The sequence below is a fragment of the Butyrivibrio sp. AE2032 genome (genome assembly GCF_000702965.1).
The window spans coordinates 2,241,343-2,265,249 of the sequence record NZ_JNLF01000003.1 but is presented as its reverse complement, the minus strand read 5'-3'; the positions used below and the strand labels follow the sequence as shown (position 1 = coordinate 2,265,249).

At 43.4% G+C, this 23,907-nt stretch carries 20 protein-coding genes; 4 read left to right on the top strand and 16 right to left on the bottom strand.

All coding sequences use genetic code 11. The features are described from left to right. Window positions 1–248: 248 nt before the first annotated feature. Window positions 249–1,145: a LysR family transcriptional regulator gene (locus tag BO18_RS11925; RefSeq protein WP_034446432.1), complete on the bottom strand. Its 897-nt coding sequence runs from the start codon at window positions 1,143–1,145 to the stop codon at window positions 249–251. 269 nt (window positions 1,146–1,414) lie between these two features. Here BO18_RS11925 and BO18_RS34850 point away from each other — a divergent pair, with 269 nt between their 5' ends. The 3 genes from BO18_RS34850 to BO18_RS11915 all read left to right on the top strand — a co-directional run bounded on the left by BO18_RS34850 (window position 1,415) and on the right by BO18_RS11915 (window position 4,351). After that, window positions 1,415–1,558, top strand: a complete 144-nt coding sequence (locus tag BO18_RS34850; protein WP_185752413.1) for a hypothetical protein — start codon at window positions 1,415–1,417, stop codon at window positions 1,556–1,558. 268 nt (window positions 1,559–1,826) lie between these two features. Beyond that, complete coding sequence (locus BO18_RS35615; protein ID WP_242856557.1) at window positions 1,827–2,720, top strand: HAD family hydrolase; 894 nt, start codon at window positions 1,827–1,829, stop codon at window positions 2,718–2,720. A gap of 134 nt (window positions 2,721–2,854) precedes the next feature. Then, entirely contained in the window at window positions 2,855–4,351 is a 1,497-nt protein-coding gene (locus tag BO18_RS11915; RefSeq protein WP_034446431.1) for an alanine/glycine:cation symporter family protein, read from the top strand. Between the two features lie 100 nt (window positions 4,352–4,451). Here the strand turns inward: BO18_RS11915 and BO18_RS11910 are convergent, their stop codons facing one another. Next, complete coding sequence (locus tag BO18_RS11910) at window positions 4,452–6,167, bottom strand: methyl-accepting chemotaxis protein (RefSeq protein ID WP_034446430.1); 1,716 nt, start codon at window positions 6,165–6,167, stop codon at window positions 4,452–4,454. A gap of 248 nt (window positions 6,168–6,415) precedes the next feature. Between BO18_RS11910 and BO18_RS11905 the strand changes: the two genes are divergently transcribed. Beyond that, the gene (locus BO18_RS11905) at window positions 6,416–7,711 is read left to right on the top strand and encodes an adenylosuccinate synthase (protein WP_034446428.1); all 1,296 of its coding nucleotides are present in this window, start codon (window positions 6,416–6,418) and stop codon (window positions 7,709–7,711) included. A 60-nt stretch (window positions 7,712–7,771) separates the two neighbouring features. On the opposite strand, the gene BO18_RS11900 is transcribed toward BO18_RS11905, so the two are convergent. The 14 genes from BO18_RS11900 to BO18_RS11835 all read right to left on the bottom strand — a co-directional run bounded on the left by BO18_RS11900 (window position 7,772) and on the right by BO18_RS11835 (window position 23,876). Continuing rightward, window positions 7,772–10,027: a glycoside hydrolase family 3 C-terminal domain-containing protein gene (locus BO18_RS11900; protein ID WP_034446427.1), complete on the bottom strand. Its 2,256-nt coding sequence runs from the start codon at window positions 10,025–10,027 to the stop codon at window positions 7,772–7,774. A gap of 89 nt (window positions 10,028–10,116) precedes the next feature. After that, on the bottom strand, window positions 10,117–10,365 hold the full coding sequence (locus BO18_RS11895) for a hypothetical protein (protein ID WP_034446426.1): 249 nt from the start codon (window positions 10,363–10,365) through the stop codon (window positions 10,117–10,119). A 206-nt stretch (window positions 10,366–10,571) separates the two neighbouring features. Next, a complete protein-coding gene (locus BO18_RS11890; RefSeq protein ID WP_034446425.1) occupies window positions 10,572–11,312 on the bottom strand; it encodes a hypothetical protein in 741 nt (246 codons plus the stop codon). A gap of 22 nt (window positions 11,313–11,334) precedes the next feature. Further along, complete coding sequence (locus BO18_RS11885; protein ID WP_034446424.1) at window positions 11,335–12,987, bottom strand: sensor domain-containing phosphodiesterase; 1,653 nt, start codon at window positions 12,985–12,987, stop codon at window positions 11,335–11,337. Window positions 12,988–13,004: 17 nt separating this feature from the next. After that, window positions 13,005–14,375 carry a sensor domain-containing diguanylate cyclase gene (locus BO18_RS11880; RefSeq protein ID WP_034446422.1) on the bottom strand — a complete coding sequence of 457 codons (1,371 nt, stop codon included), beginning with the start codon at window positions 14,373–14,375 and terminating at the stop codon, window positions 13,005–13,007. 62 nt (window positions 14,376–14,437) lie between these two features. Then, a complete protein-coding gene (locus tag BO18_RS11875) occupies window positions 14,438–15,559 on the bottom strand; it encodes a cation diffusion facilitator family transporter (RefSeq protein ID WP_034446420.1) in 1,122 nt (373 codons plus the stop codon). Between the two features lie 3 nt (window positions 15,560–15,562). Continuing rightward, window positions 15,563–17,956 (bottom strand): alpha-galactosidase, encoded by a 2,394-nt coding sequence (locus tag BO18_RS11870; RefSeq protein WP_034446418.1) that lies wholly within the window; start codon window positions 17,954–17,956, stop codon window positions 15,563–15,565. Window positions 17,957–17,980: 24 nt separating this feature from the next. After that, the gene (locus BO18_RS11865) at window positions 17,981–18,544 is read right to left on the bottom strand and encodes a TetR/AcrR family transcriptional regulator (protein ID WP_034446417.1); all 564 of its coding nucleotides are present in this window, start codon (window positions 18,542–18,544) and stop codon (window positions 17,981–17,983) included. A 21-nt stretch (window positions 18,545–18,565) separates the two neighbouring features. Beyond that, the gene (locus tag BO18_RS11860) at window positions 18,566–20,011 is read right to left on the bottom strand and encodes an aminoacyl-histidine dipeptidase (RefSeq protein WP_034446416.1); all 1,446 of its coding nucleotides are present in this window, start codon (window positions 20,009–20,011) and stop codon (window positions 18,566–18,568) included. A 118-nt stretch (window positions 20,012–20,129) separates the two neighbouring features. Beyond that, the gene (gene rplT / locus BO18_RS11855) at window positions 20,130–20,486 is read right to left on the bottom strand and encodes a 50S ribosomal protein L20 (RefSeq protein WP_034446414.1); all 357 of its coding nucleotides are present in this window, start codon (window positions 20,484–20,486) and stop codon (window positions 20,130–20,132) included. Between the two features lie 54 nt (window positions 20,487–20,540). Beyond that, window positions 20,541–20,741 (bottom strand): 50S ribosomal protein L35, encoded by a 201-nt coding sequence (gene rpmI / locus BO18_RS11850; RefSeq protein ID WP_022777867.1) that lies wholly within the window; start codon window positions 20,739–20,741, stop codon window positions 20,541–20,543. A 106-nt stretch (window positions 20,742–20,847) separates the two neighbouring features. Next, on the bottom strand, window positions 20,848–21,372 hold the full coding sequence (gene infC, locus BO18_RS11845) for a translation initiation factor IF-3 (RefSeq protein ID WP_334291225.1): 525 nt from the start codon (window positions 21,370–21,372) through the stop codon (window positions 20,848–20,850). A 209-nt stretch (window positions 21,373–21,581) separates the two neighbouring features. Beyond that, window positions 21,582–22,526 (bottom strand): ABC transporter permease, encoded by a 945-nt coding sequence (locus tag BO18_RS11840; RefSeq protein ID WP_034446411.1) that lies wholly within the window; start codon window positions 22,524–22,526, stop codon window positions 21,582–21,584. A gap of 6 nt (window positions 22,527–22,532) precedes the next feature. After that, window positions 22,533–23,876: an ATP-binding cassette domain-containing protein gene (locus BO18_RS11835; protein WP_242856556.1), complete on the bottom strand. Its 1,344-nt coding sequence runs from the start codon at window positions 23,874–23,876 to the stop codon at window positions 22,533–22,535. Window positions 23,877–23,907: the final 31 nt, after the last annotated feature.

The window sequence follows — 23,907 nt, the reverse complement described above, 5'->3', positions numbered from 1 at the left end:
ATAAAAACTGCAGGAATGCTAAAGAAACGTTTCGTTTGCGTACGGTGAGGAAATGGAAATAACAGCTGAGAAAACTCAGGAGCCGTCCTGGGGTCCGTGGGCAGGCTGGAAGGTGCTAATGCTTATGGCACATGAATTCTTCAGCTTGCTGCTACGCTCAGATTTTGTGTTTTTAGTTGTTGCTCGCGGCTTTCCCAGACTCTCCCCTTCCCTGTGGGCATCGCTTCCCCAAACCGTGAATGGTAACGTCAATTCTTTGTATCCTGCCTGATAAGCTCCAGAAGCTTGGAAGCTGCTAAAGACAACGGCCTTGATTCATCTGTAACTACGCAGATCTGTCTTGGGGGCAGGATCTTGTTGAAACGTAGTTCAAAGAGAACGCCGCTGTCCAGGAATTCTTCTGCGAAGCTTTTCATAACACAGCCCACGCCGAGATTTCGAAGTGCAAACTGAACGATCATGTCGCTGGTGGCAAGCTCGAACTCGGGATGAGGCTGGATTCCTGCACTTTCCAGGAATGAATCCACATAGGCTCTGGTACTGGACTTGCCTTCAAGCATGATCAGCGGAACCTTTTCAAGATCAGTAAAGTCCAGTGTTTTGTTCTTGTATTGAATGAATTTTCTTCCGGCAACAAAGGTATCCCTGATCTCGGAAACAGGGAAGAAGGAGTAGTTGTCTTTTTCCTGAAAGGGAGATGAGATAACGCCAAAGTCGATCACATCCTGATCAAGATATAACAGGGTCTCAGGGGTGGGACCATTGGTGACCGTTACCTTTATTCCGGGGTAGAGCTCATGGAACTTCTCCAGATATGGCAAAAGAAAGAATCTCAACGTCATGTCACTGGCGCCAATCCTGACTACTCCTGCATCCAGATGGAGCATCTGCGAAAGTCTTTGCTCCCCCATCTCAATCTGTTCATAGCCGCGCTCAATATATCTGAAAAGAAGATCTCCCTCGCTGGTAAACTTCATACCCTTAGCTGTGCGCTGAAACAGCTTGCAACCAAGACTGCTTTCCAGCTGGTGTATGGACTGGCTGACAGCAGGTTGTGAGATCGACAGCTCTTTTGCTGCCAGAGTAATGCTGTGGAGCCTTCCCACATGATAAAAGACTTTGTAATATTCCAGATTTTCTACCATGAAATCCCCCGTAAACTGAATCTTTTCTTTATTTTACGTGCCCTGAAATCCAAGTGCAATAGGCCGAATCTGGGGTGTGACATTTTTGTGATATTTCTTTTGCTAAGCTATAAACATAAACAAGAGATGAGACGATATATGGAGGGAAAAACAAATGATGAAAATGATTGATACTATTTTAAGAATGTTCGGGATTTACAGGAAAAGATATATCATCTGCAATTTACACAGATGATGAAACCGATAGATAGGAGGAAAAGTAAAAACTTATGGATAGTAGATATTTGGTGTTTGATGAAACACAGATGAGATATATTGAGGTAACCGAAAATATAGTAAGGATCAGCGATGCGGAACTGAAGACAATGGAAGCTGCGCTTTTAAAGTTTGCTGATGATATGTTAAATTCCTGATCATTATACAGGGGCTGTCTCAAGTGAGGCAGCCCCTTTTTGTAGCACAAGACCGGCAAGCGAATGGATGCTTGCATACAAATTCATTTGCCGGTCGTAAGAACATGGAGCATGAAATGCGGAATGTTCGTGTGCGAAATCGAGCCTACTCGATTATCATCCGAATTACGTAGACTGTTTGTTTTTCAAGCTTGTACATTACTTTAATATAGGGTATTATGGTGACTTGATGTTAACGGTGTACAAAGAATTAAGAGGTATTAAAGTTATGGAAAACAAAGAGAAAACTCCGGTGTACAAGCGAGTGCTTGCCTGGATTGGAATCATAGTTTTGGTTGGAATGTATGTGGTGCTTTTGTTTGAGGCGCTGACTGGATCACCTGATACTTACAATGTGTTTATCACCTGCGTAGCAGCTACAATAGCGGTACCAATAGTGCTTTGGCTTCTCATCTGGTCAATAGGCGCTCTCACAGGAAGACATACAGTAGCATCCCTGGATCCACTCACCAGCAATAAGAAGCACGACAAGTACGGAAATGTGGTGCCTGAGGGCGAGATCGATACAGTTGTTTTTGATATTGGTAATGTCCTTGTGGACTTTTCCTGGGAGCAGTTCCTTCTTGATAAGGGCTACGATCCTAAGATGGTTGAGCGCATGAGTAAGGCTACTGTCTTTAGTAAGGACTGGGTAGAGATTGACAGAGGAATCATTTCCCACGAAGAGCTTCTGGAGCGCTTTGTAGCCAATGATCCGGAAATCGGAGACGAGATAAAAAAATCATTTGCAGATGTTGAAGGCATTGTCACTAAAAGAGACCACGCTATTCCCTGGATTAAGGCCTTAAAGGCAGCCGGATATCAGGTTTTGTACCTGTCCAATTTCAGTGACAAGGCCCTTAACGGAAATCTTGAAGCCATGTCTTTCCTTAAGGAGACTGACGGTGGGATCTTAAGCTATAAAGATCACGTTGTTAAGCCGGGAAAAGAAATCTACAAGCTCCTTGAGGAGCGCTTTAACCTGACACCTGAAAAGACAGTGTTCATCGATGACACACCGGTTAACATTGAAGCTGCCATAGCTCTTGGCTGGAAGGGAATTGTATATAAGGATTACGACCAGGTAATACGTGACCTTCACGACCTTGGAGTGAGATACTAATTGAATAGAATGCATGCTATTGATTTAAAGCGTTAAAGTGTGATATAATCACAGTCAAATAGGCAAAGGGGCTTATATAAAAATATAGGAACCTTTGCCTTTTCTGATATTTTCGCACTAAGGAGGAGAGAGTTATGGCAGGTGATTTTGTCAGCACTGTTGAGAAGGTCAATGGTGCAGTGAACGGATTTGTATGGGGGCTTCCCATGCTGGTTCTTCTGGTTGGAACCGGTATTCTGATGACTATTCTAACGAAGGTCTTCCAGGTTTCTCACTTTAAACATTGGGTAAAGAGCACAATTGGTGGAATCTTTAAGGACAAGCATGTCACAGCTCACACAGGCAAGGATGATATGCAGATATCCCAGTTCCAGAGTCTTTGTACAGCACTTGCTGCTACTATCGGAACAGGTAATATTGCAGGTGTTGCAGCAGCTATTTTGTCCGGTGGTCCCGGAGCTATCTTCTGGATGTGGATTGTTGCATTCTTTGGAATGATGACCAACTTTTCAGAGAATGTCCTTGGTATCTACTATAGAAGAAGGAATGAAAAGAATGAGTGGTGCGGAGGGGCCATGTACTACCTTAAGTACGGTCTAGGTTCCAAGAAAGGCTGTAAGCAGATAGGAACAATCCTGGCAGTTATGTTCAGTCTCTTTTGTGTCCTTGCATCCTTTGGAATCGGCAACATGAGCCAGATCAATTCCATAGCAGTCAACATGAATTCTGCCTTTGGTGTTCCATACTTTGTTACAGGCGTAGTGCTCATGGTACTTGCAGGCCTTGTAATTGTAGGCGGCCTTAAAAGAATTGCATCCGTAACTGAACGACTTGTTCCTTTTATGGCTATCATCTATCTTATAAGTGCGATCATAATCGTGGTCCTGAACGTGGATCAGATCGGCGCAGTATTTGCTTCTATTTTCAAAGGTGCTTTTGGAATGAAAGCAGTAGGCGGCGGAATCGTAGGAAGCGGAGTTGCTTACGCTATGCAGTGGGGAATGAAGCGTGGTGTTTTCTCCAACGAAGCAGGTCTTGGTTCATCAGTTATGGTTCACTCCAGCTCCAACGTAAGAGAGCCTGTAGTTCAGGGAATGTGGGGAATCTTTGAGGTATTTGCTGATACCATAATCGTTTGTACATTAACTGCTTTTGCAGTTCTTTCCAGCGGACTTGTTGACCTGAATACCGGAGAAGTCATCTCTTCATCAGTTTCAACAGCTCTTGTGGCTGAAGCTTTTTCAACTGTTTATGGAAAGGCAGGCGCAGCATTTATCGCTATTGCTATCCTGTTCTTCGCCTTCTCGACAGTCCTTGGCTGGAGCCAGTACGGAAGCAAGGGCTTTGAGTACCTCTTCGGAACAGATTCAGGCAAGCTCTATCGCTTCATTTTCGTGGTATTCATCCTGGTTGGAGCAACAATGGATCTGACTCTTGCCTGGGATCTTTCAGACACCTTCAATGGAATGATGGCTATCCCGAACCTTATTGGTGTCCTTGCTCTTAGCGGAACAGTAATGAAAATAACTCAGAACTACGTCGATCGTAAGATCAAAGGAAAGAATATAAAGCCAATGCTCTCTGCAGTAGAAGAGATCCAGGAACTTCATGAAAAAGAAATATCGGCATAAATATATGGGGCTGCGCTAATGCGCAGCCTTCTTTGTTTGCAAAAGAAAAAAGCCCCCCACGCAGGATCAAGCCTACGCAAAGAGCTTTTATTTAACTATATCATCCGCTGATGGTGAACTGTCCGATCAGGTTATTGAGACTCTCAGACTGCTCTGAAAGCTCGATAGATACAGCACTGGATTCTTCAGCTGTTGCAGAATTGCTCTGAACTACGTTGGAGATCATCTCAATACCCTTGTCGATCTCTTCCATGCTCTGAGCCTGCTGTTCTGCAAGATCTCCTGTCTCAATGATCATCTCTGTGATCTCTTCTACGCTGTGCTGCATAGCATCAAGAGCTTCTGTGGTCTCGGCAACAACGTTATTTCCGTTGTTGATCTCATCCATGGTATCTGCAATGAGCTGATGTGTATTCTTGGCAGCTTCGCTACTCTGATCTGCCAGCTTACCGATCTGATCAGCAACAACCGCAAAACCTTTTCCTGTCTCGCCGGCTCTTGCAGCCTCGATGGAAGCATTGAGAGCAAGAAGTGAAGTCTGCTTGGCAATTGCTTCGATGGAGTTGGTAACCTGCTCAATCTCTGCGGAAGCCTCTGTGATCCTGGTCATGGCATCTGTTACAAGATGCATCTTACGAGCTGAGGTCTCAGCGTTGTCACGAACCGATGTAGCCATGCCTTTACTTCTCTCAGCAACTTCAGCCAGCTGCTTGGTCTGCTCTGTAATGGAGTTCACAGAAGCTGTCAGCTCCTCTACTGCTGCTGCCTGGTCAGTAGCACCCTCTGCCAGATCGGTTGCGCCCTGGGACATATTTGTTGCACCCTGGGATACCTGAGTTGAGGAATTCTTAACCTCTAACAGTGTGCTTGACAGGTTCTCTGAAATATCTGAAAGGGCATTTTTAATAGCTACATAATCGCCGATGTAAAGTGCTTCGTTCTTGGATCCACTGGAGAAATCTCCTCCGGACATACGACGAAGAGTTTCATCAATATCTTTTACAATATCCTCAATAACGTCTGTTGAATAAGTAAGGTCATCAGCAAGCTTTCCCAGCTCATCCTGAGAATCGGTGTGGATCTTGATCTCGATCTTACCCTTGGCCATATCTTCAGCAGCTTCAGATATAAGCTTAATAGGTCCAAGGATGCTGTCTGTAAGGGCCTTTCTTGCCTTTCCGGAATAAAGAATTGCATATATTACAACTATAAGAGATATCACCGTCATGACAATAACAGCAATAATAGCTGTGATGTATGCCTTCTTGGCCTGAGCCTTAGCGGATAATCCAATCTCCTTAAAGTCTTGAACTACTACTTTAATGGCCACATTAATATTGTTTACATAGTAACTGTAAATCTCTTCTGTAGGAGCTCCACTGTTGTACAGATTAGTAAGTTCATCATCCGAGGCATCTATGTCTTTAATGTGCTGATACACTGCTGTCAGGTCTCCTGAGTATACCTTGCTAATAATATCCAGTCCTGAATTGAGTTCCTCAATCTTTTCCTGAACGCCTGCCAGCTGTTCCTCTCTGTCGGCCTGGTCAGTTGCTGCAATCGCCCACAGATAATACTTTGCAAGAGCCTGGATTGTGATCCTTATCTCACCCTGCTGGGAGTTCTGCTCATAGTACTTGTTATAGATATTACCCAGATTGAAAAGAGATAATATATCCATAAGGATGATAACCACAAAAACAACAATCAGGTTTGTCCTGAATCGCCCAAAAACCTTCTTAAACTTTTCATCCACAGGTAATTTCTTAAAGCTATCCTGTGTAAACTCGTTCTTAACTTCGCCGCCCTTTGCCATAGTTACCTCCTGACATGTACGAAACAAAATTCCGACAACCTGTACCTTATATTTTAGGCTATTTCGCTAATGAAGTGTCTTAATATTGTATAAATTTATATAAAATTTCGAAAAATAAGCTAGGGTTATGACTCAGATAAAAAATATTGATTTTACTTATGTATTGATTTAGGATATATTGTTTTAGGAAAAGGCAATTTCTCTTTTCCAAAGAAAAAATATATACATATCTATATGAGGAGGCTTTTATGGTAAAGGCTGTTGTAGGCGCTAACTGGGGCGACGAAGGAAAAGGAAAGATCACTGACACTCTTGCAGATCAGGCTGACGTTGTCATCCGTTTCCAGGGTGGTGCCAATGCAGGACACACAATTGTAAATGATTATGGCAAGTTTGCACTTCACACTATGCCATCAGGAGTTTTTCACCAGAACATAATGAATATCATCGGTAACGGTGTTGCTTTTGATATTACAAAATTCATGAAGGAACTGAATGAAGTAACCTCTAAGGGCGTTCCAATGCCACAGATCATGATCTCTGACAGAGTTCAGGTAATGATGCCCTATCATGTTCTCTTCGACACATTAGAGGAAGCAAGACTTGCAGGAAAGAGCTTTGGCTCCACCAAGTCAGGTATCGCTCCATTCTATTCCGATAAATTTGCAAAGATCGGCTGGCAGATCAATGAGTTCTTCCAGGACGATGAAGTTATAAAGGAAAAGATTGCAAGAATTGCAGAGATCAAGGACGTTATTCTTGTAAATCTCTACCATGCAGATCCTATTGATCAGGAAGCTCTTTTCAATCAGATCGTAGATTGGAGAGATCAGGTAAAGCCTTATGTAGGAAATGTTTCACTGTATCTTGATGAGGCTATCAAGGCAGGAAAGACCATCCTTCTTGAGGGTCAGCTTGGAACCATGAAGGATCCTGACCACGGTATCTACCCTATGGTTACAAGTTCATCTCCTCTTGCAGCTTACGGTGCAATCGGAGCTGGAATCCCTCCATATGAGATCAAGCAGATCGTAACTGTTTCAAAGGCTTATTCATCAGCAGTAGGTGCTGGTGCATTTGTTTCAGAACTCTTTGGAGACGAGGCTGAAGAGCTTAGAAGACGCGGTGGTGACGGCGGTGAGTACGGCGCAACCACAGGTCGTCCAAGAAGAGTTGGCTGGTATGACTGCGTAGCAAGTAAGTACGGCTGCAGACTTCAGGGCACAACTGATGTTGCCTTCACAGTACTTGATGTTCTCGGATACCTTGATGAGATCCCTGTATGCGTAGGCTATGACATTGACGGCGAGGTTACAACAGAATTCCCTGTAACTCACCTTCTTGATAAGGCTAAGCCTGTACTTAAATCTCTTCCAGGCTGGAAATGTGACATCAGGGGAATCAAGAATTACGAGGATCTTCCTGAGAACTGCAGAAACTATATCGAGTTCATCGAAGAGCAGATCGGCTATCCTATCACAATGGTAAGTAACGGACCTGCCAGAACAGATATCATCTACAGAAAGAGTAAATTCAGCAAATAAAATACATAGCAATGCAAAAGGGACGGTTTGAAACCGTCCCTTGTTTTGTCTTAAGAATCCTTATTTCAATGCCTGGATTATACTCTCAAGCTGCTCCGGAGTAGCAACTCCAAAGCTTGCCATACCTCCAAGTGGCATCTCCATTACCATGTTTCTCATCATCACATCGGCGCCTTCACCCATTACATCTCCGGCTCCTTCTCCCTGTCCTTTCAGGGCTTCATCGATTACAGGTCCCAAAACCTCTTTTCCCCTCTTGGTGCCAAGGATATCCTCAACAGGAGTGAAAAGACTGATATCCAGAGGAACCTCCACCTTGCTTTCCACGTGGATCTTTGTGGTCAACCTGATATCTTTTGAGGAAGATCCAACCATTATGGTAAAATCGCCGCTCTCCACATGGAAGTCATGGAGTACGTCATTATAATATGCAAAAGACCTTTTATCCAAAGTAAAGGTTACTGTCTTCTTCTCTCCCGGATTCAGCAATATCTTCTTAAAGCCCTTAAGCTCCTTCAAAGGCCTGCTTGCTTTGCTTGCATCATCACTGACATAGAGCTGGACAACCTCTTTTCCCGGATATCTTCCGACATTCCATACATCGACACTTGCTGTAACTGTCTCATCCTCTGAAATGTCGTCCTTGTCTATCTTCAGGTCCATATACTCGAACTCTGTGTAACTAAGTCCATGTCCAAAGGGGAACAGCACCGGCATTCTCTTCTTCTCATAATACCTGTAGCCGATATAGATTCCCTCCGCATAAATTGGATTTCCTGACTCTCCTGGGAAGTTCAGGTAGCTTGGATTGTCTGAAAGCTTGACCGGATAAGTCTCTGAAAGCTTTCCTGAAGGATTCACCTCACCCCAAAGTATCTTTACAGTAGCCTCACCCACTGCATCTCCTGAAAGGAACATATCAAGGACCGCATCAACTTTGTCGATCCATGGCATAGCCACAGGTGCTCCATTGTGAAGTACAACCACAACCTTCTTGTCCAGCATGGAAAGATCATTGATAAGTTTATTCTGATCCGCAGGAATATTAATGTCCTTCCTGTCGAAGCCCTCAGATTCATAGGAGCCCGGAAGACCTGCAAACACCACGATCACATCAGCATCTTCAGCCGCTTCTACAGCCTCCTGCCTGAGGATATAGTTCTTTTTCTCATCCTTAAGGTCATACCCTCTGACAAAAGAAACATCTCTGTCCTTTGCGCATTCCAGAGCATTTGACACATAGGCACTGTTAATATGTGATGAGCCTGATCCCTGATTTCTTGGATTCTTCGCAAACTCACCCACAAAAAGCACCTTCTTGTCCTTCTTAATGGGAAGTACCCTGTTATTCTTTAAAAGAACTGCGCTGTTTTCTGCAGCACGCAGCGCCACTTCGTAATCTCTTTTCCTCGAATCGTCATCTGATGGCTTGGCATCTTTAGCTGCATTTTCCAGTGACCAGTTAAAGGCATCCAGGATATTGGTAACTGCCTTGTCAACCTTGGCCTCGTCAAGGTTGCCTGCTTCCACTGCAGCAACGATTGCTTCCTCATGATCTTTCCTTGGTCCCGGCATAACCAGGTCAAGTCCTGCTTCCACACCCTTTACAGGGTCTTTTCCTGCACCCCAGTCAGTTACCACAAAGCCGTCAAAGCCCCACTTATTCTTAAGCACCTCTGTCAGCATGTACTTGTTCTCTGAAAGGAAAGTGCCATTAAGCTGATTGTAGGAGCACATGATGGACTTTGGATGAGACTCTTTTACCATCATCTCAAAAGCTGTGAGATATATCTCATGAAGCGTCCGCTCATCTACCATGGAACTTCCGGACATTCTCCTGTATTCCTGGTTATTTGCAGCAAAGTGCTTGGGGCAAGCCAGTACACCCTTGGACTGTACGCCCCTTACAAAGGCTGCTGCCAGCTTACCAGCAAGATAAGGATCTTCAGAATAATACTCAAAATTCCTGCCACAGACAGGACTACGCTTCATGTTAAGGCCGGGACCCAGAAGCATGGAAACATCCTCCCTGACACACTCGTCTCCCAGGGTCTGTCCCAGTTCCTCCATCATCTCCTCATCAAAAGAGGATGCCAGAGCACTGGCTGTTGGATAGCAAACTGTACTGATACTATCAATAACACCAAGGCTATCAGGCTCTCCCACCTGTTTCCTCAGGCCATTAGGGCCGTCACACATCATGAAAGACTTAAGCCCAAGCCTTTCTACAGCCTCGGTATGCCAGAAATCACTTCCTGACAAAAGAGCTGCCTTCTCCTGTAAAGTTAACCTGGACACGATGTCTTTAACGTTCATTCTGAATTCTCCTTTTTTCTTAAAAAAGGGTCATTGCTCATCGCAAATGACCCCTTGACTATACATATTCAATTGTAAATACTAAGCTGTTATGCTCTTATCTTAACGAAAGCTACTGCTTTCTTGGCTTCTGACTGCTGTGTCTTTCGAACGAGGGCTGTAGTGTGAACTGTGTACTCTGACTCAGTCTCTTCATCCAACATACTGCCTGCGCCTAATAAATCCAACGCTTTAAACTTTCCGTATGAAAGGTTCTGCTCCTTTGCCTTTACCACGTCTGCCATTATTGCAATGGTTCCCTGGCTTAATCCCTGTCTGCTCTTCGCGGAACGTCTCATATTAAATTCCTCCATCTCATAAGAAAAATGATTTTAAATGAAGTGGCTTGTGAAACTTTGGGCCCCTCAACCTCTTGTAGTTTCACAACAAAATTTCATTTAATGGGTACATTATATACCACTGGTAGTTAAAAAGATAGAGAAATAGGCATACTTTTTCGCGCTAAATCATTAAAAGTTTATGAAATTAATTTACACTTTTTTTATTATTTCTGAACTTTTATTCTTTCATCACCTGCAAGGTAGGCAAGTAGCGCCTGTCTGGCATGTTCTTTGTCTGTAGCTTCCACGCTTACGGTGAACTGGTAGGTATGCTTCTTCATACCGTCCTCGAGCCTTTGCCTCTCCGCTTCAGCCAGTGACCTGTCCTTGGCATCCTCGCTGGTCATCTCCATGATGTCGTTTATGACGAACTTACGAAACTCCTCCAAATGCTTGGTATCATCAGCAAGATATCTTTCGATAATGGACAGGGTATTTCCAAGATTCAGGTAATCCCCATGAAGAAAGGTCTCCATGTCCATAACCTCTGACCGTACGGAACTGTCTTCATCAGACCAGGCCAGTTCCTTTTCCATGAATTCCCTGGCGCTCTCTGCATGCTCCTTCTGCCAGTCGATCACGTACCACTTCCAGATCTGAAGTCTTTTCCTGTTGACCTCCTCATCAGAAAGCTCCGACATCTTCTGACAGGCGTGTCTTACACCTCTTGAAACCAGTGCATCCGTGGTCTTGGATACCGTATAGCTTCTCTCCTGGATTACTTTGTGCTTCTCAGTATTCTCGATAACGAGCCCCAGCTCATCGTCTGAAATATACTTAAGGAACAGAGAATAGTCGCCATGACGTGCGATGACAACAGCCCTGTCGCGGAGCACAGTATCCTTGAACTCCACAAAGGACTTTAATACATCATCATTTTGAATATAGCGAAAAGTCCGACTCATTTGTTCCTCCGGTTAAAGCTATTTACTGTCTGAAAAAAGGAAGCCTCTTAAATTCCTCAATCCTGCAGGGTCTTCCGTAATAATATCCCATCAGGTCCGAGATTGGGTACTGCTTTGCGATCCTTGCAGTCTCTTCATCCTCTATTCCTGAATAGCAGGTTCTTATTCCAAGCCTGTGGGTAAAAGAGGTAACTGCTTCGATCATATATTTTACAGAAACATTATCTGTGATGGAGCCTGTAAGTGAAGGCACCAGATTCAAAAGATCTATCGGCAGATGCCTTACGTAGTCAAGAGAAGCAAAGTCCATGCAATCGATACCAATCTTGATTCCACATGACTTGATGAACTCGATCTGGCTCTTTAAATGTTCAATACTAAGCTGTCTGCTGCTTGAGGTCATCTCAAGATACAGTCCTGTTGCCGGATATCCGGTCTTTCTGAGCATCTCTATGAGTGTAGTTCTGAACTCAGATCTCTCCAGCTGCATAAATGCAAGGTTTACGCTCAGGTAAAAATCCCTGTTGTTTTTTCTGATCTCAAGTGCATCCTTAAGAGCATTTTCCAAAATCCAGTTGCCCAGGTTATAGAAAACCGGGTCCTGCTCAAGCCATGGCACAAACTCTGCGGGAGACACCTCTCCGTAGGGTTCCTTGCGCCATCTGACAAATACCTCCATTCCCACAAGCCTTCCGTCGACTGCAGAAACTATTGGCTGGTATTCAAGATAAAAACCATCAAAACCATTTATTACACTATTTCTAACCTCATCAACCAGTTCAATGCTGCTCTTATTATTTTCAAGCTCATCGTTGTGGAAGATGATAAGATTTCCGTGCTTCTGGGTCTTTGAATAACTCAGGGCATATTTAGCGCTGGTATAGATCGAATGCTCATCCACGTTGTAATCTGAGGCAACAATAACACCACCTGCTATCTCTGCACCGATCTTATTGTCGTTCACAAGGATGGATTCCCTGGTATAGGTCCGCATCCTGCCATAGAACCTTTTGATATCATCAATAGTCATGCTGTCAGAGATAAAGGCGAGTGTTGTTCCATCACCTCTGAAGGCTCTTCCGTAGTTCTGACCTTCCTGTACCAGCCTTGTAGCTGTGGCCCTGAGAATGTTATTACCGGTCATGTAACCAAATCGTCTGTTTACATCACCAAAGTCAATAAAGTTTATAAGAAGAATTGAATACTGCCTCATCTGAGCTTTGAGCTGTCTCATATAATTGAGCATCTCATACTGATTAGGCAAAAGAGTTATCGGATCATTGTTATCTACAATACCCTTGTTGATGATCGAGCAGGCATAGAAAACAGGCTTTCCTGCATAATCCTTTATCACAACTCCCCTACAGGAGCAGATCACATATTCCCCGTTTTTATTCTTTGCTCTGTATTCGAAAGTTGGATCTGTCTTTTTTCCGGAAAAGACAACTCCCAGATACTCAACATACTTTTCCCTGTCATCGGGATGAATCCTGGTCTCCCACACCGATGAAGCATTGTAGATATACTCCCCGGCAAGTCCAAAATAATCCACCGCATTGGCTGACCACCTGGATATATTTTTCTCCATGTCATAGACATAGACATAACGGCTCCTTGATGTTACGGCAAAGGTATCAAAGATCCTGTTTATGGTGTCAAAATTTCCTCCCGCCATTTTTCACTCACTCCGTCTCAGGTTCGGGTTCCCCTGTCCCCGCCTGCTTGTTTTTTCTGGCTCTTGTAGAGTCTCTTATTGTGATACATAGCATCGTCAGCCTTCTTGACTACGTCTTCAAACTTAGTACCATCCTCAGGACATCTTGCGTATCCTGCACTGATGGAAACCTGAAGAGTAACGTTACTAAGAACCACGTCTCTGGCAACGTTCTGTCTCATTCTGGCAATGACTCCCTCATAGAATTTCTTATCATGAGTACCGTGGATAACTACTACAAATTCGTCTCCGCCGATACGGAAAGCCTTATCCTTTTCTCTTATACTGTTCTGAAGCCTCTTGGCAACAATATTTAAAAGAGCATCTCCTGCATCGTGACCATAGGTGTCATTAACCTGCTTAAAATCATTAAGGTCCATGAAGATAAGACCATAAGGAAGCTTCTTTTTGCTAAGCTCATCCATATGCTCCTGGTAGCTTCTTGGGTTATTAAGATTTGTAAGGGCATCCCTGTAGGAAAGGATCTCAAGTTCCTTGGCATTGGCCTTCATGGACATGTACGCTGACATGCCAAATGCAGCTAGTGAACTGATAACAATAGCAATAAAAAGTGAACCCAGGATCTCATAAAGGTTCATCCAGTTGTTCATTGGTGATATTTCAAGAGTCCAGAAACCGCCGCCTACTGTGCTAATCATAGCCTCAACAGGTGCTGCCAGGGCCTTCTCGGAATACTCCATAATGATACGGCTGTCTCCGGTAATAGGATTGTTACCGATGAGCTTGTACTCGTAACCTCCTTCAGCAAGGTCTTTCATTCCTACTGATGCAAGGAAATCAGAGAGCTTTAAGGTAACTGATGCAAAGCCCCAGAAGGTATCGTCGGAAACCTGATCGCTGGTATAGATCGGTCTTCTGATGATGATGCCATAATCTCCGGAATCAAGAGTTATGGGCGCCATAATGATAGGAACCCCGGACATCTTGCTGTAGTCGGAATACACTCCCTGTACTCCGTCTTCAAACAGATTCATCCTGTCCCCTATTCCATTACTCAAGGGATAAATGTAGCTCACCACTCCTTCGGGAGCCAGAGAAATGTCAACAATATCAAGGTAGTCATTAAAGACTTCCTCCGCAGTTACCTGGAAGCTGTCAGAGGTAATGACTCCCTTGCTGCTGGAAACCTCAATCTCCAACATTCTGGTAATATATTCCCTTCGCTGAATTTCAGCATGGATCCTGTCAGCCACTGACTTTGCAATAAAATCAGCTCTTTCTCTCCGGGCATTTGCAGCACTTGTAATATATAGGAGTGCAATTATAGTCGTAATTATGAGAAAGCCTACAAAAGTCACCAGGCCTGCTGTGATGCTCTTTTTCTTCATTCCCACCTCTCCAGAAAATTGCCTATATATAGTTATTATATCATTTTTAAACTACAAAAACTTTAATCACTGTAACTGACATCCATATTGGCAGCAATACGGTATTCCGGATATAATTCCTGCACCTCTTGAATAGTAGTCTTAAAAATCTCATGCATATCAGGAACAAAATCCAGCACAAGATCAAAACGGATATCCTTATTATCAAAATCTATAAAGAATCCATGCATCTGAAGAATTTCCTTGTGACCAGCCACCACTTTGGCAATGCTGTTTCTTACCGCTGCAATATTCTCATCCTTTGTATTAACTGAATAGATTCCTATGGAAATGATAGCGACATTGTGTTCCTGATATACCCTGTCCTGTATCTGTCTTGTAATCTCATCAATCTTGTCAGCAGTAAAGGTATCCGGAATCTCAATATGAACAGAGGCCATTACCCTGTCAGGGCCGTAGTCTGAAAAGATCAGATCATAGGCGCCCTGTACTCCATCAATCTCAGTAATGGTCTTCTTTACAGCCTTTGATACTGCACCATCTATCCGCTCCCCCAAAATCTCGCTTATGGTATCCCTTAGCATTTCAAGGGCTGACTTTATCATCACAAGCGCGATCACAGCAGCAAGATATGCTTCAACAGAAAGGCCAAAGAAAATATAGATAAATGCTGCCACTAAAGTAGCAGCGGAAATAATAGAATCAAAGCTGGCGTCCTTTCCGGAAGCCACAAGAGATTCTGAGCGAACCTTCTTTCCAGTCACAATAAAGAACTGGCCAAGAAGAATCTTGGCAACTACAGCTACTGCCACAATAATAAGTGTGACAGTGCTGTAATCAGGCTTAGTTGGATTAAATATAGTCTTTACAGATTCAATTAAAGCTGTGACGCCGGCATAGAGCACGATAAGAGAGATTATCATGGCACTGAGATACTCTATCCTTCCATAACCATAAGGATGCTTTTTATCCGGAGCCTTCCCGGCAAGAGCTGTTCCTATAATCGTAATAACAGAGGAAAGAGCATCACTCAGGTTATTAACAGCATCCAAAACAATAGCAATGGATCCTGACAATGTTCCCACCATAAACTTAAATCCTGCCAACAGGATGTTCACCACGATACCTATGATGCTGGTACGGATTATGACTTTGCCACGTTCAACAACTTCAGATCTGGACATATCTTATACCTCTTCAAACATATATAGTCTTGTGTCGCCTGTTCTCATGATCCTGACATTTTCATTGTGTCCGGTTCCTGCAAAGGAAGCATTTAAAGAAAGTCCTCTTGTCATAAGAGCTGCTCCGATAGCAGTATCCTTCTGTGCTTCGCTGCTGACATTTGCAAACTTGTCTATAAGATTATGAATGACTCCATCCTGCTTAACATGAACCGGAGCCACAGCATTTATAAGAGTTCCAAAGTCCTTGGCCCTAAGTGGCACCATTCTGTTTGACACCTCATAAACTCCGTCCTCTGACAGTCCTGTTGCTCTTATACATTTGTAGTCATTGTTTGGTGTAGCTTTTCTCTCAACAATAAAGGCAACAGCCCTCTTCTTATCACGGGAAACCAGCATGTATCCGTCATCAGGCAGTCTGTAATAATCGCCAAACTGGAATACCTCTCTCCAGTTCTTGTAGTACTCTACCTGCCCGGAAATAACCTTCTTATCAGCATCACTCATCTCGCAGAGATTAAGCTCATATCCAAAGCATCCTGAAGCTGCAATCTCAAACCTTGACTCCAGAGAGATATTATTGAGGGTCTGATGGTTCGGGCATGCAGACACATGAGCTCCTGTAGTACTTGTAGGATATCCGTAGCTATAGCCTCTCTGGATATCCAGTCTGCAGAAGGCATCCGTATCATCACTTGCCCAGATCTGAGGGAAGTAGGAAAGGATACCAAGGTCAAACCTGTTTCCACCTGCTGAACATCCCTCAAAGAGAATATCCGGGAAGCTCTTTGTGAGCTCATCCATTACCCTGTAAAGACCAAGATAATATCTATGCTGGAACTCTCCCTGCCTTTCTGCCGTAAGCTCTACAGAAAATCTGTCAGAGAATATCCTGTTCATATCCCACTTAACGTAGGATACCTTCCCTGCGGAAAAGACCTTTTTCATGGCTTCAATGATATAGTCCTGAACATCCCTCCTTGAAAGATCCAGGTTCATCTGATTTCTTCCCTTGGTATGTGCATGTCCGGGAACATGAACCGCCCATTCAGGATGAGCTCTGTAAAGATCAGAGTTCTCATTTACCATCTCAGGCTCAACCCAGATTCCAAATAAAAGACCAAGATCTGTGATCTTATCAGCAAGCTCTTTTATGCCTCCGGGGAGTTTTTTCTTATTCTCATACCAGTCTCCAAGGGATCTGTGGTCATCATTGCGCTCACCAAACCATCCGTCATCCATGACGAACATCTCTATTCCACACTTCTTTGCCTCTTTAGCAAGGTTTAGAAGTGACCCCTGGGTAAAGTTAAAGTAATTGGCCTCCCAGCTGTTAATGAGGATAGGACGAACCTTATCCCTCCAGGTTCCTCTTACAATGTGCTTTCTGACAAATTCATGCATGTTGTGGCTCATTCCGTTAAAGCCTTTTGAGGAATATGCCATGACAGCCTCAGGGGCTTCAAAGCTTTCGCCCTTTTCAAGGATCCACTCAAAGCCAACAGGCTGGATTCCGGAAACAAATCTGCTTATGCTGCAGCCATTTGAGGAAAGAGCCTCATAGTGGTTGCCACTGTAAACAAGGTTAAAGCCGATACAGTTACCGTGATCCTCATCTGTACCTTCTTCACTCACAATAACAAAAGGATTGGATCTTGAGCCCGACTCACCGGCAGCAAGTTCTTCTGAAACCACCTTACCTGCCTTGCAGACAGACTCAGTCTTTCCCATCTCATAAGCCCATCTTCCGTGGAAGGATGTGAGCTTAAGTCCTGTCTCATAGATATCAATAGAGGTGCTAAGAAGCCTTTCAACCTTTACCGGCTTATCTGAGTCATTATAAATAACTGCGCTTCTTGTGATCACGTCGCAGTCAGGGAATACGGTATAAATAAGGTCAAGCCTTGTCTCATACTCTTTATCTGTAAGCTTAACAATAAGCTGCTGGGCTTCATCCTTATCATCGTAAGAAGATGGAAGGGTCTCTAAAGCTCTTTTTCCCTTTCTCACCTCATAGTCGTAGAAAAGGAAATCCACTGTAGCAGAGCCATCAGGGTAAACCAGCTCAACCATAGGCTCTCTGATATCACCCTTTCCAAAGGAACTCATCTCAAGTCCCATCATCTCAAGACAGAGGGCACTGTGGGCATCATCGTAGTAATTCATATTTCCGCCGCCATAGTAATGCTTTGGTGCCACAGCAAGGACGGTCTTCTCAATCAGTTCCTTGTCCTTAGCCTCCAGGTCAACCTCGTCCTTCATACTTTCATATTTCTTTTCAGAGAAAAGAGATCCTCCAAAATGAAGGTGCTCCAGATGCCCGGTTTCAAGCTTTCTGAACAAATAGGATGTGTTTTTAGTCTGCAAAAGAAATATATTTCCATCAGCGTAGATCATTAATGTTTATCCTCCAAAAAGTGGTTATTTCCTGATACCGTTAATGATGATATCGATCATGTTGTTCAGGGACTCTTCATAGCTTACGTTAGTCTTTGACAGTTCCTCAGATGTAAGGAACTTCTCTATTGCACCTTCAATCGTGAGCTTCAAAATGGCAATATCTATGTCGTCTCTTATAAGCCCCTGATCTATAGCCGTATGAAGGAGCTTTTCTGTCTCTTCCCAGTCACTCTCAATCCTGGTTGCAATCCTTCTGTAGACCATAGGGTGCTTTTCTCTAAGCTGATATACTCTTCTGAAATCGATATTTCTGTAGTTATCAGGAAGACAGACAATAACCCTTGCAATCTTATCCATAAGATCCAAAGACTTGTCCTGAAGGATCTCAGCCTCTTTCTTTTTGATATTGGAAAAACCATAATCTACTGTTGCGTAAAAGAGCTCGTCCTTATCGTTAAACTCTTTATATATGGTCTTCTTGCTGATGTGAAGCTCCTTGGATATATCATCCATGGTGAACTTCATGCCCTTCTGATTGAACTGGTTGATCACAGAATCCATTATGGTCTGCTTAATGTTTTCCATGTAACGCCCCTCCTGGCTTTTTTATTTAAGTACAGCCTTTAAGTACTCCCACACATTGGCGGTTGACTTAACTGACAGCTTCTCCTTTGTTGAATGGATGTCCTGCATATCCGGTCCGATTGAAATGCAGTCCAGATCATCTATCTTGTCACTTAAGAGTCCGCACTCAAGCCCCGCATGAATAGCCTGCAACTGCGGCTTTTTACCGTAGAGCTTTTCGTATACCTCTACCATGTGGTCACGAAGAACTGAATGCTCTCTGTACTTCCATCCCGGATAAGCACCACTTACTGTGACAACTGCCCCAAAGCTTCTGGCGATGATACACAGCTTTCTAATAAGGTGCTCCTTGGAAGACTCTACGCTGCTTCTTACAGAATGCTCTAAAGTAACTCTGTCACCTTCAAACTTAAGGATTCCAAGGTTCAAAGATGTCTCCACAAGCCCTTCAACTGATGCGCTCATAGTCTGTACCCCATCAGGCATTGCACATATCAAAGACAATACTTTTCTTGTATCCTCTGTGATAACGGAAAGAACGCCTTCTTCGTTCTTTCGTCCATTATCATTTACTGTTATTTTGACGCCGGGATCTTTTACCTCAAGCTCTCCCAGCACGTCTTTAGCAGTAGCTTCGATACTGTGAGCAAAGGCCTCAAAATCCTTACTATCTACCATTACCTCAGCTTCTGCTTCAAAAGGAATGGCATTATCGGCAACTCCGCCCTTGATATCAACGATATGCAGGTCTGAGCACTCCATTGCTTCCAAAAGAGCTCTCGCCAGAATATGGTTTGCATTACCTCTTCCCTTTATGATCATCTCACCGGAGTGTCCACCAAGAAGTCCTGATACCTTAACACTGGCTCTTACGCCATCAACTTCAGCTTTCCCAACCAGAAGCTCTGAATAAACTCTGGCACCTCCGGCGCAGCTGGTGATGAACACGCCCTCTTCCTCATTGTCGATATTGATCATCTTCTTACCCTTAAGGCTAGACAGATCAATAAAGGAAGCTCCGAACATTCCGGTCTCTTCATCGGTTGTGATAACAACCTCCATCGGAGGATGAGGAATATCCTTTGAATCAAGAAGGGCTAAACAATAAGCAACTGCTATTCCGTCGTCGCCTCCAAGGCTGGTGCCCTTAGCCCAAACATACTCTCCGTCTGTGGTAATACGAAGACCATCCTTTTTCATATCTATATCGCTGTCAGCTTCCTTAACAGCTACCATGTCCATGTGGCCCTGAAGGATCACAGGCTCTTTATCCTCATAGCCTGCTGTACCGGGAGCCTTAATGATTACGTTCAGTTTCTCATCCTGTATAAACTCAAGCCCTCTTTCTTTGGCAAAGTTTACAAGATAGTCACTTATCTGTTGAAGATTCCCTGAACCATGGGGAATATTACATATCTCCTCAAAAAAGTGGAAGACCTCTCTGGGTTCCAAATTCTCAAATGCCATAAACTATCCTCCGTGTAATAAAAAAATAAGGAATCTGATATAATATCAGACTCCTTAATTTTACTCTTCAAAAACTATCATTACAACAATAGTTTCCACTAAAAATTATTGCTAATTCTTATGCAATCTTTTCCTTTGCAAGCTCTGCAAGTGTCTTGAATCCCTCAGGATCATTTACTGCAAGCTCAGCAAGCATCTTTCTGTTGATATCTACGCCTGCAAGCTTAAGACCATGCATCATGTTGCTGTATGAAAGACCATTGATTCTAGCTGCTGCGTTGATACGTGTGATCCAAAGAGATCTCATATCTCTCTTCTTCTGCTTACGACCTGCAAATGCAGAAGTAAGAGCTCTCATAACAGACTGCTTAGCAACTCTGTACTGCTTAGATCTTGCTCCTCTGTAGCCCTTTGCAAGCTTTAATACTCTATTGTGCTTCTTCTTGGCATTTAATGCGCCTTTTACTCTTGCCATCTTAATATTCCTCCTAAATAATCAAATAACCGAACTACTATCCAACCTAAAGAATTAAGCGTAAGGAAGGATGCTCTTCATTGTCTTTACATTTGTAGCGTCAACAAGTCCGGCATGTCTAAGATTTCTCTTTCTCTTTGTGGACTTCTTTGTTAAGATGTGGCGCTTATACGCTTTGTTTCTCATGAGCTTGCCTGTGCCAGTAACCTTAAATCTCTTGGCAGCAGCTCTCTTTGTCTTCATCTTTTGCTGCATAACTAAATCCTCCTATGACTCTAAATATTTACTAATGATATACGGACCGGTGTATTTTTCATCAATCCTGATAATATCTATCTTCAACCAGCAATGTGGTTAAAAATCAGTTTTTCTTTTCGGTAAGGAACATGGTCATGCTACGTCCCTCAACCTTTGGCTGCTTCTCAATAACAGCAACATCTGAAAGTGCCTCAGCAAAGTCTGTAAGAATGTGTACGCTGGCACCCATGTGAGCCATCTCACGTCCGCGGAAGCGAAGTGTGATCTTTACTCTGTTTCCTTTCTCAAGGAACTTCTTTGCTGCATTTACCTTTGTGTTAAGATCGTTGGTATCAATGTTTGGAGAAAGTCTGATCTCCTTGATCTCAACAGTCTTCTGTTTCTTACGAGCTTCCTTCTCTTTACGAAGCTGCTCATACTTGAACTTACCGTAGTCAACTACTCTGCAAACAGGTGGCTTAGCAGTTGGAGCTATCATAACGAGGTCAACACCCTCGTCATCTGCGATCTTCCTGGCATCCTGAATTGACATAACGCCAAGCTGATCCCCTTCAATACCGATTACACGTACCTCTTTAGCTCTGATCTGTTCGTTAATAAATAACTCGCTAATGGCTTTACCCTCCAAAATGAATAAAAAAATGGATACATCCGCAAATGTATCCACTAAACTCAATCACAGAATCCTCGCTTTAAAAGCTTGGATTTGAAAAGTTATTAACCGCTACTGGCTTCGCCGCAGGGTGAGAGTGGATACTCTGCTTTGTTTTCAAACACTAATGTAATTTATCACACCCCAAATCGGATGTCAAGGGCTTTTTATTATTTTTGCCCGATTTAACGTTTATCCCGGTCTATAAATTCCAGGATGATCACTGAAATGATCAAATAGACTGCCGTCCAGCCTATAAGCCACAACCAGCATTTTACCACTATTCCGGTGTCAAAATCAAATTCCGGATTCTGGTTCAGTTCTCCTGATTTTTCCAACAGCTCATCCCTGTAATTATTCTCCTCCAGATAGACAAAGGTGTCCAGCAGAGGCTTTTCACCCTCAACCTCCATGTCCTTTATCTTTAAAGCACTGTTCCAAACAGAAACCATCGGTAGTGAATTGTACTCTCCCTGGGAGCAGATGGCCGTAAGTCCCCACTTGGTGGCAGTTAAGTTTGTAAGTGGCATCACATCCTCCGGAAGTGAGAAGAAAGAACCGGAAAACAAAAGCTCAACAATGAGAAGGAACGGCATGATTGTCATTGCTGCTGTTGTGGTCTTTGCTATACAGGATATCAAAAGAGCCAGCATATCAGCGCAGTATGTGATAAAAAACAGTGTCAGCCCAAAATCCACCAGAGGAAATGGAGTCACAAGGCTTCCCTGGGGCATTTTCATTCCCATAAACATGCATACACAGATGGTGATCACAGATTGAAGTATACACAGTACAGCCTGATAGACCATGTGAGAAGCTACATAGGAACTGATATGCATTCCAGCTCTGTGCTCTCTTTTAATGATAGCCCTCTCTCGGACGATAACCTGAATAGAATTAAAAAATCCATTCCATACACATACACAGGAAAGAGCGAAGGCCCCCATAAGGGTTCCTTCCATAGTCTTAAAAATATTTCCACCCACAGCAAAAGACACAAGGGCTGCAATTATGGCTGACATTGGAAGAACCTTCCAGTCACTTTGGAAAAGAAACATCCTGAAGAGCTTTCCAAGGTAAACAAAGGTCTGTCCTACTCTTCCTATATATCTGGTACTATCCTGATTCATATCCCGTTACCCCACCTTTTCCTTCACGCGGTCAGCATATTTTTCCACGAACTCATCTGCTCTTCCTTCACCGCCCTCATCCTTCTGATTGACAGAAAGAAGTATCTCCTCCATAGAGGACTTTCCAAAGAACTCATAAGCTTCATCTACAGGGCCATACCAGGCAAGTCTTCCTGTTCTGGAAGCATCCTTTGCAAGAACAATGACGTCGTCAAAAAGATCTATTACTCTGTCCGGTGTATGGGTTATAACTACTACGATCTTTCCTCCATCAGCAATCTCCCTGAGACTCTCAAAGAGCCTTCTTGCCATAACCCCGTCCAGTCCTGAATCAGGTTCATCCAAAATAAAAAGTGTAGGGTCAGAAATGAACTCCAAAGCGATAGAAAGCCTCTTTCTCTGGCCTCCCGAGAGTTTATCAACCAGGTTGTACTTTACTGACTCCAGTCCGAACTGATCAAGCATCCTGGCTATCCTGTTCTCCTTCTCCATAGAAGAAGCATACTTGGAAAGACGCATAAGTGCAGCATCTGAAATGGTCATCATAACCGTATCGTTTCCTCTTACAAGATCCTGCTGAGGAACAAAGCCTATGTCATGCTTCATCTTATCGTAATCCGCATAGATGTCTTTATCATCAAGAGTAATCGTCGCATCTGCCTTCTCATAGCCGGTAACAGCATTGATAAAGGTGGTCTTTCCGGCTCCGGAACCACCAAGAAGGAGCACCATGTGTCCCTTTGGAATATGCAGATGGATATCCTTAAGGAGAGTCTTTCTTTTAAAGAAATCAATGACAGATCTCTTCTGGATATTTACAGTAAGACCTTCCTCTTCGGTAACCAGCTTCTTCCCGATTTCTTTAGCCACGGTGACTTTGGAAAGATCTTCAATTTTCTTACTTGGAACAAATTTGGGATTAAGTCCCCACAACAGAACTGTGTAGGGTTCCAAAAGAAGAAACGCTATGATCCAGAGCTTTTTTCTCTCAAAGACCTTGATCAGCCCCAGATAAATGCGCATCAGATAAACCATTATCGTCACAAAAAGTCCGATAATAGGAATGCTCAAAAACAGATAGATCCTGGTATGGTTTTCAAACAGCTCAGCCAATATCTCCAGCACAAAGAGAAGTCCCACCATAATGCAATATCCACGACCATCCTTCTCCTTGTCAGCACAAAGCCCCAGGTGATACTCTCTGGCCATGGGGATAAAAGCCCAGCGTTTTTTTACACCGCATTTCTTAAAAAGAAACACAAAACCAATTGATGAAAATAGATAAGTAAACAAAGAATATATTTGCTGTCCACTTAATGTTATGATTTTTTGCGTCATTTCTGTTGTCATAGGCTCTTCTCCTTATACAACAATATTATAA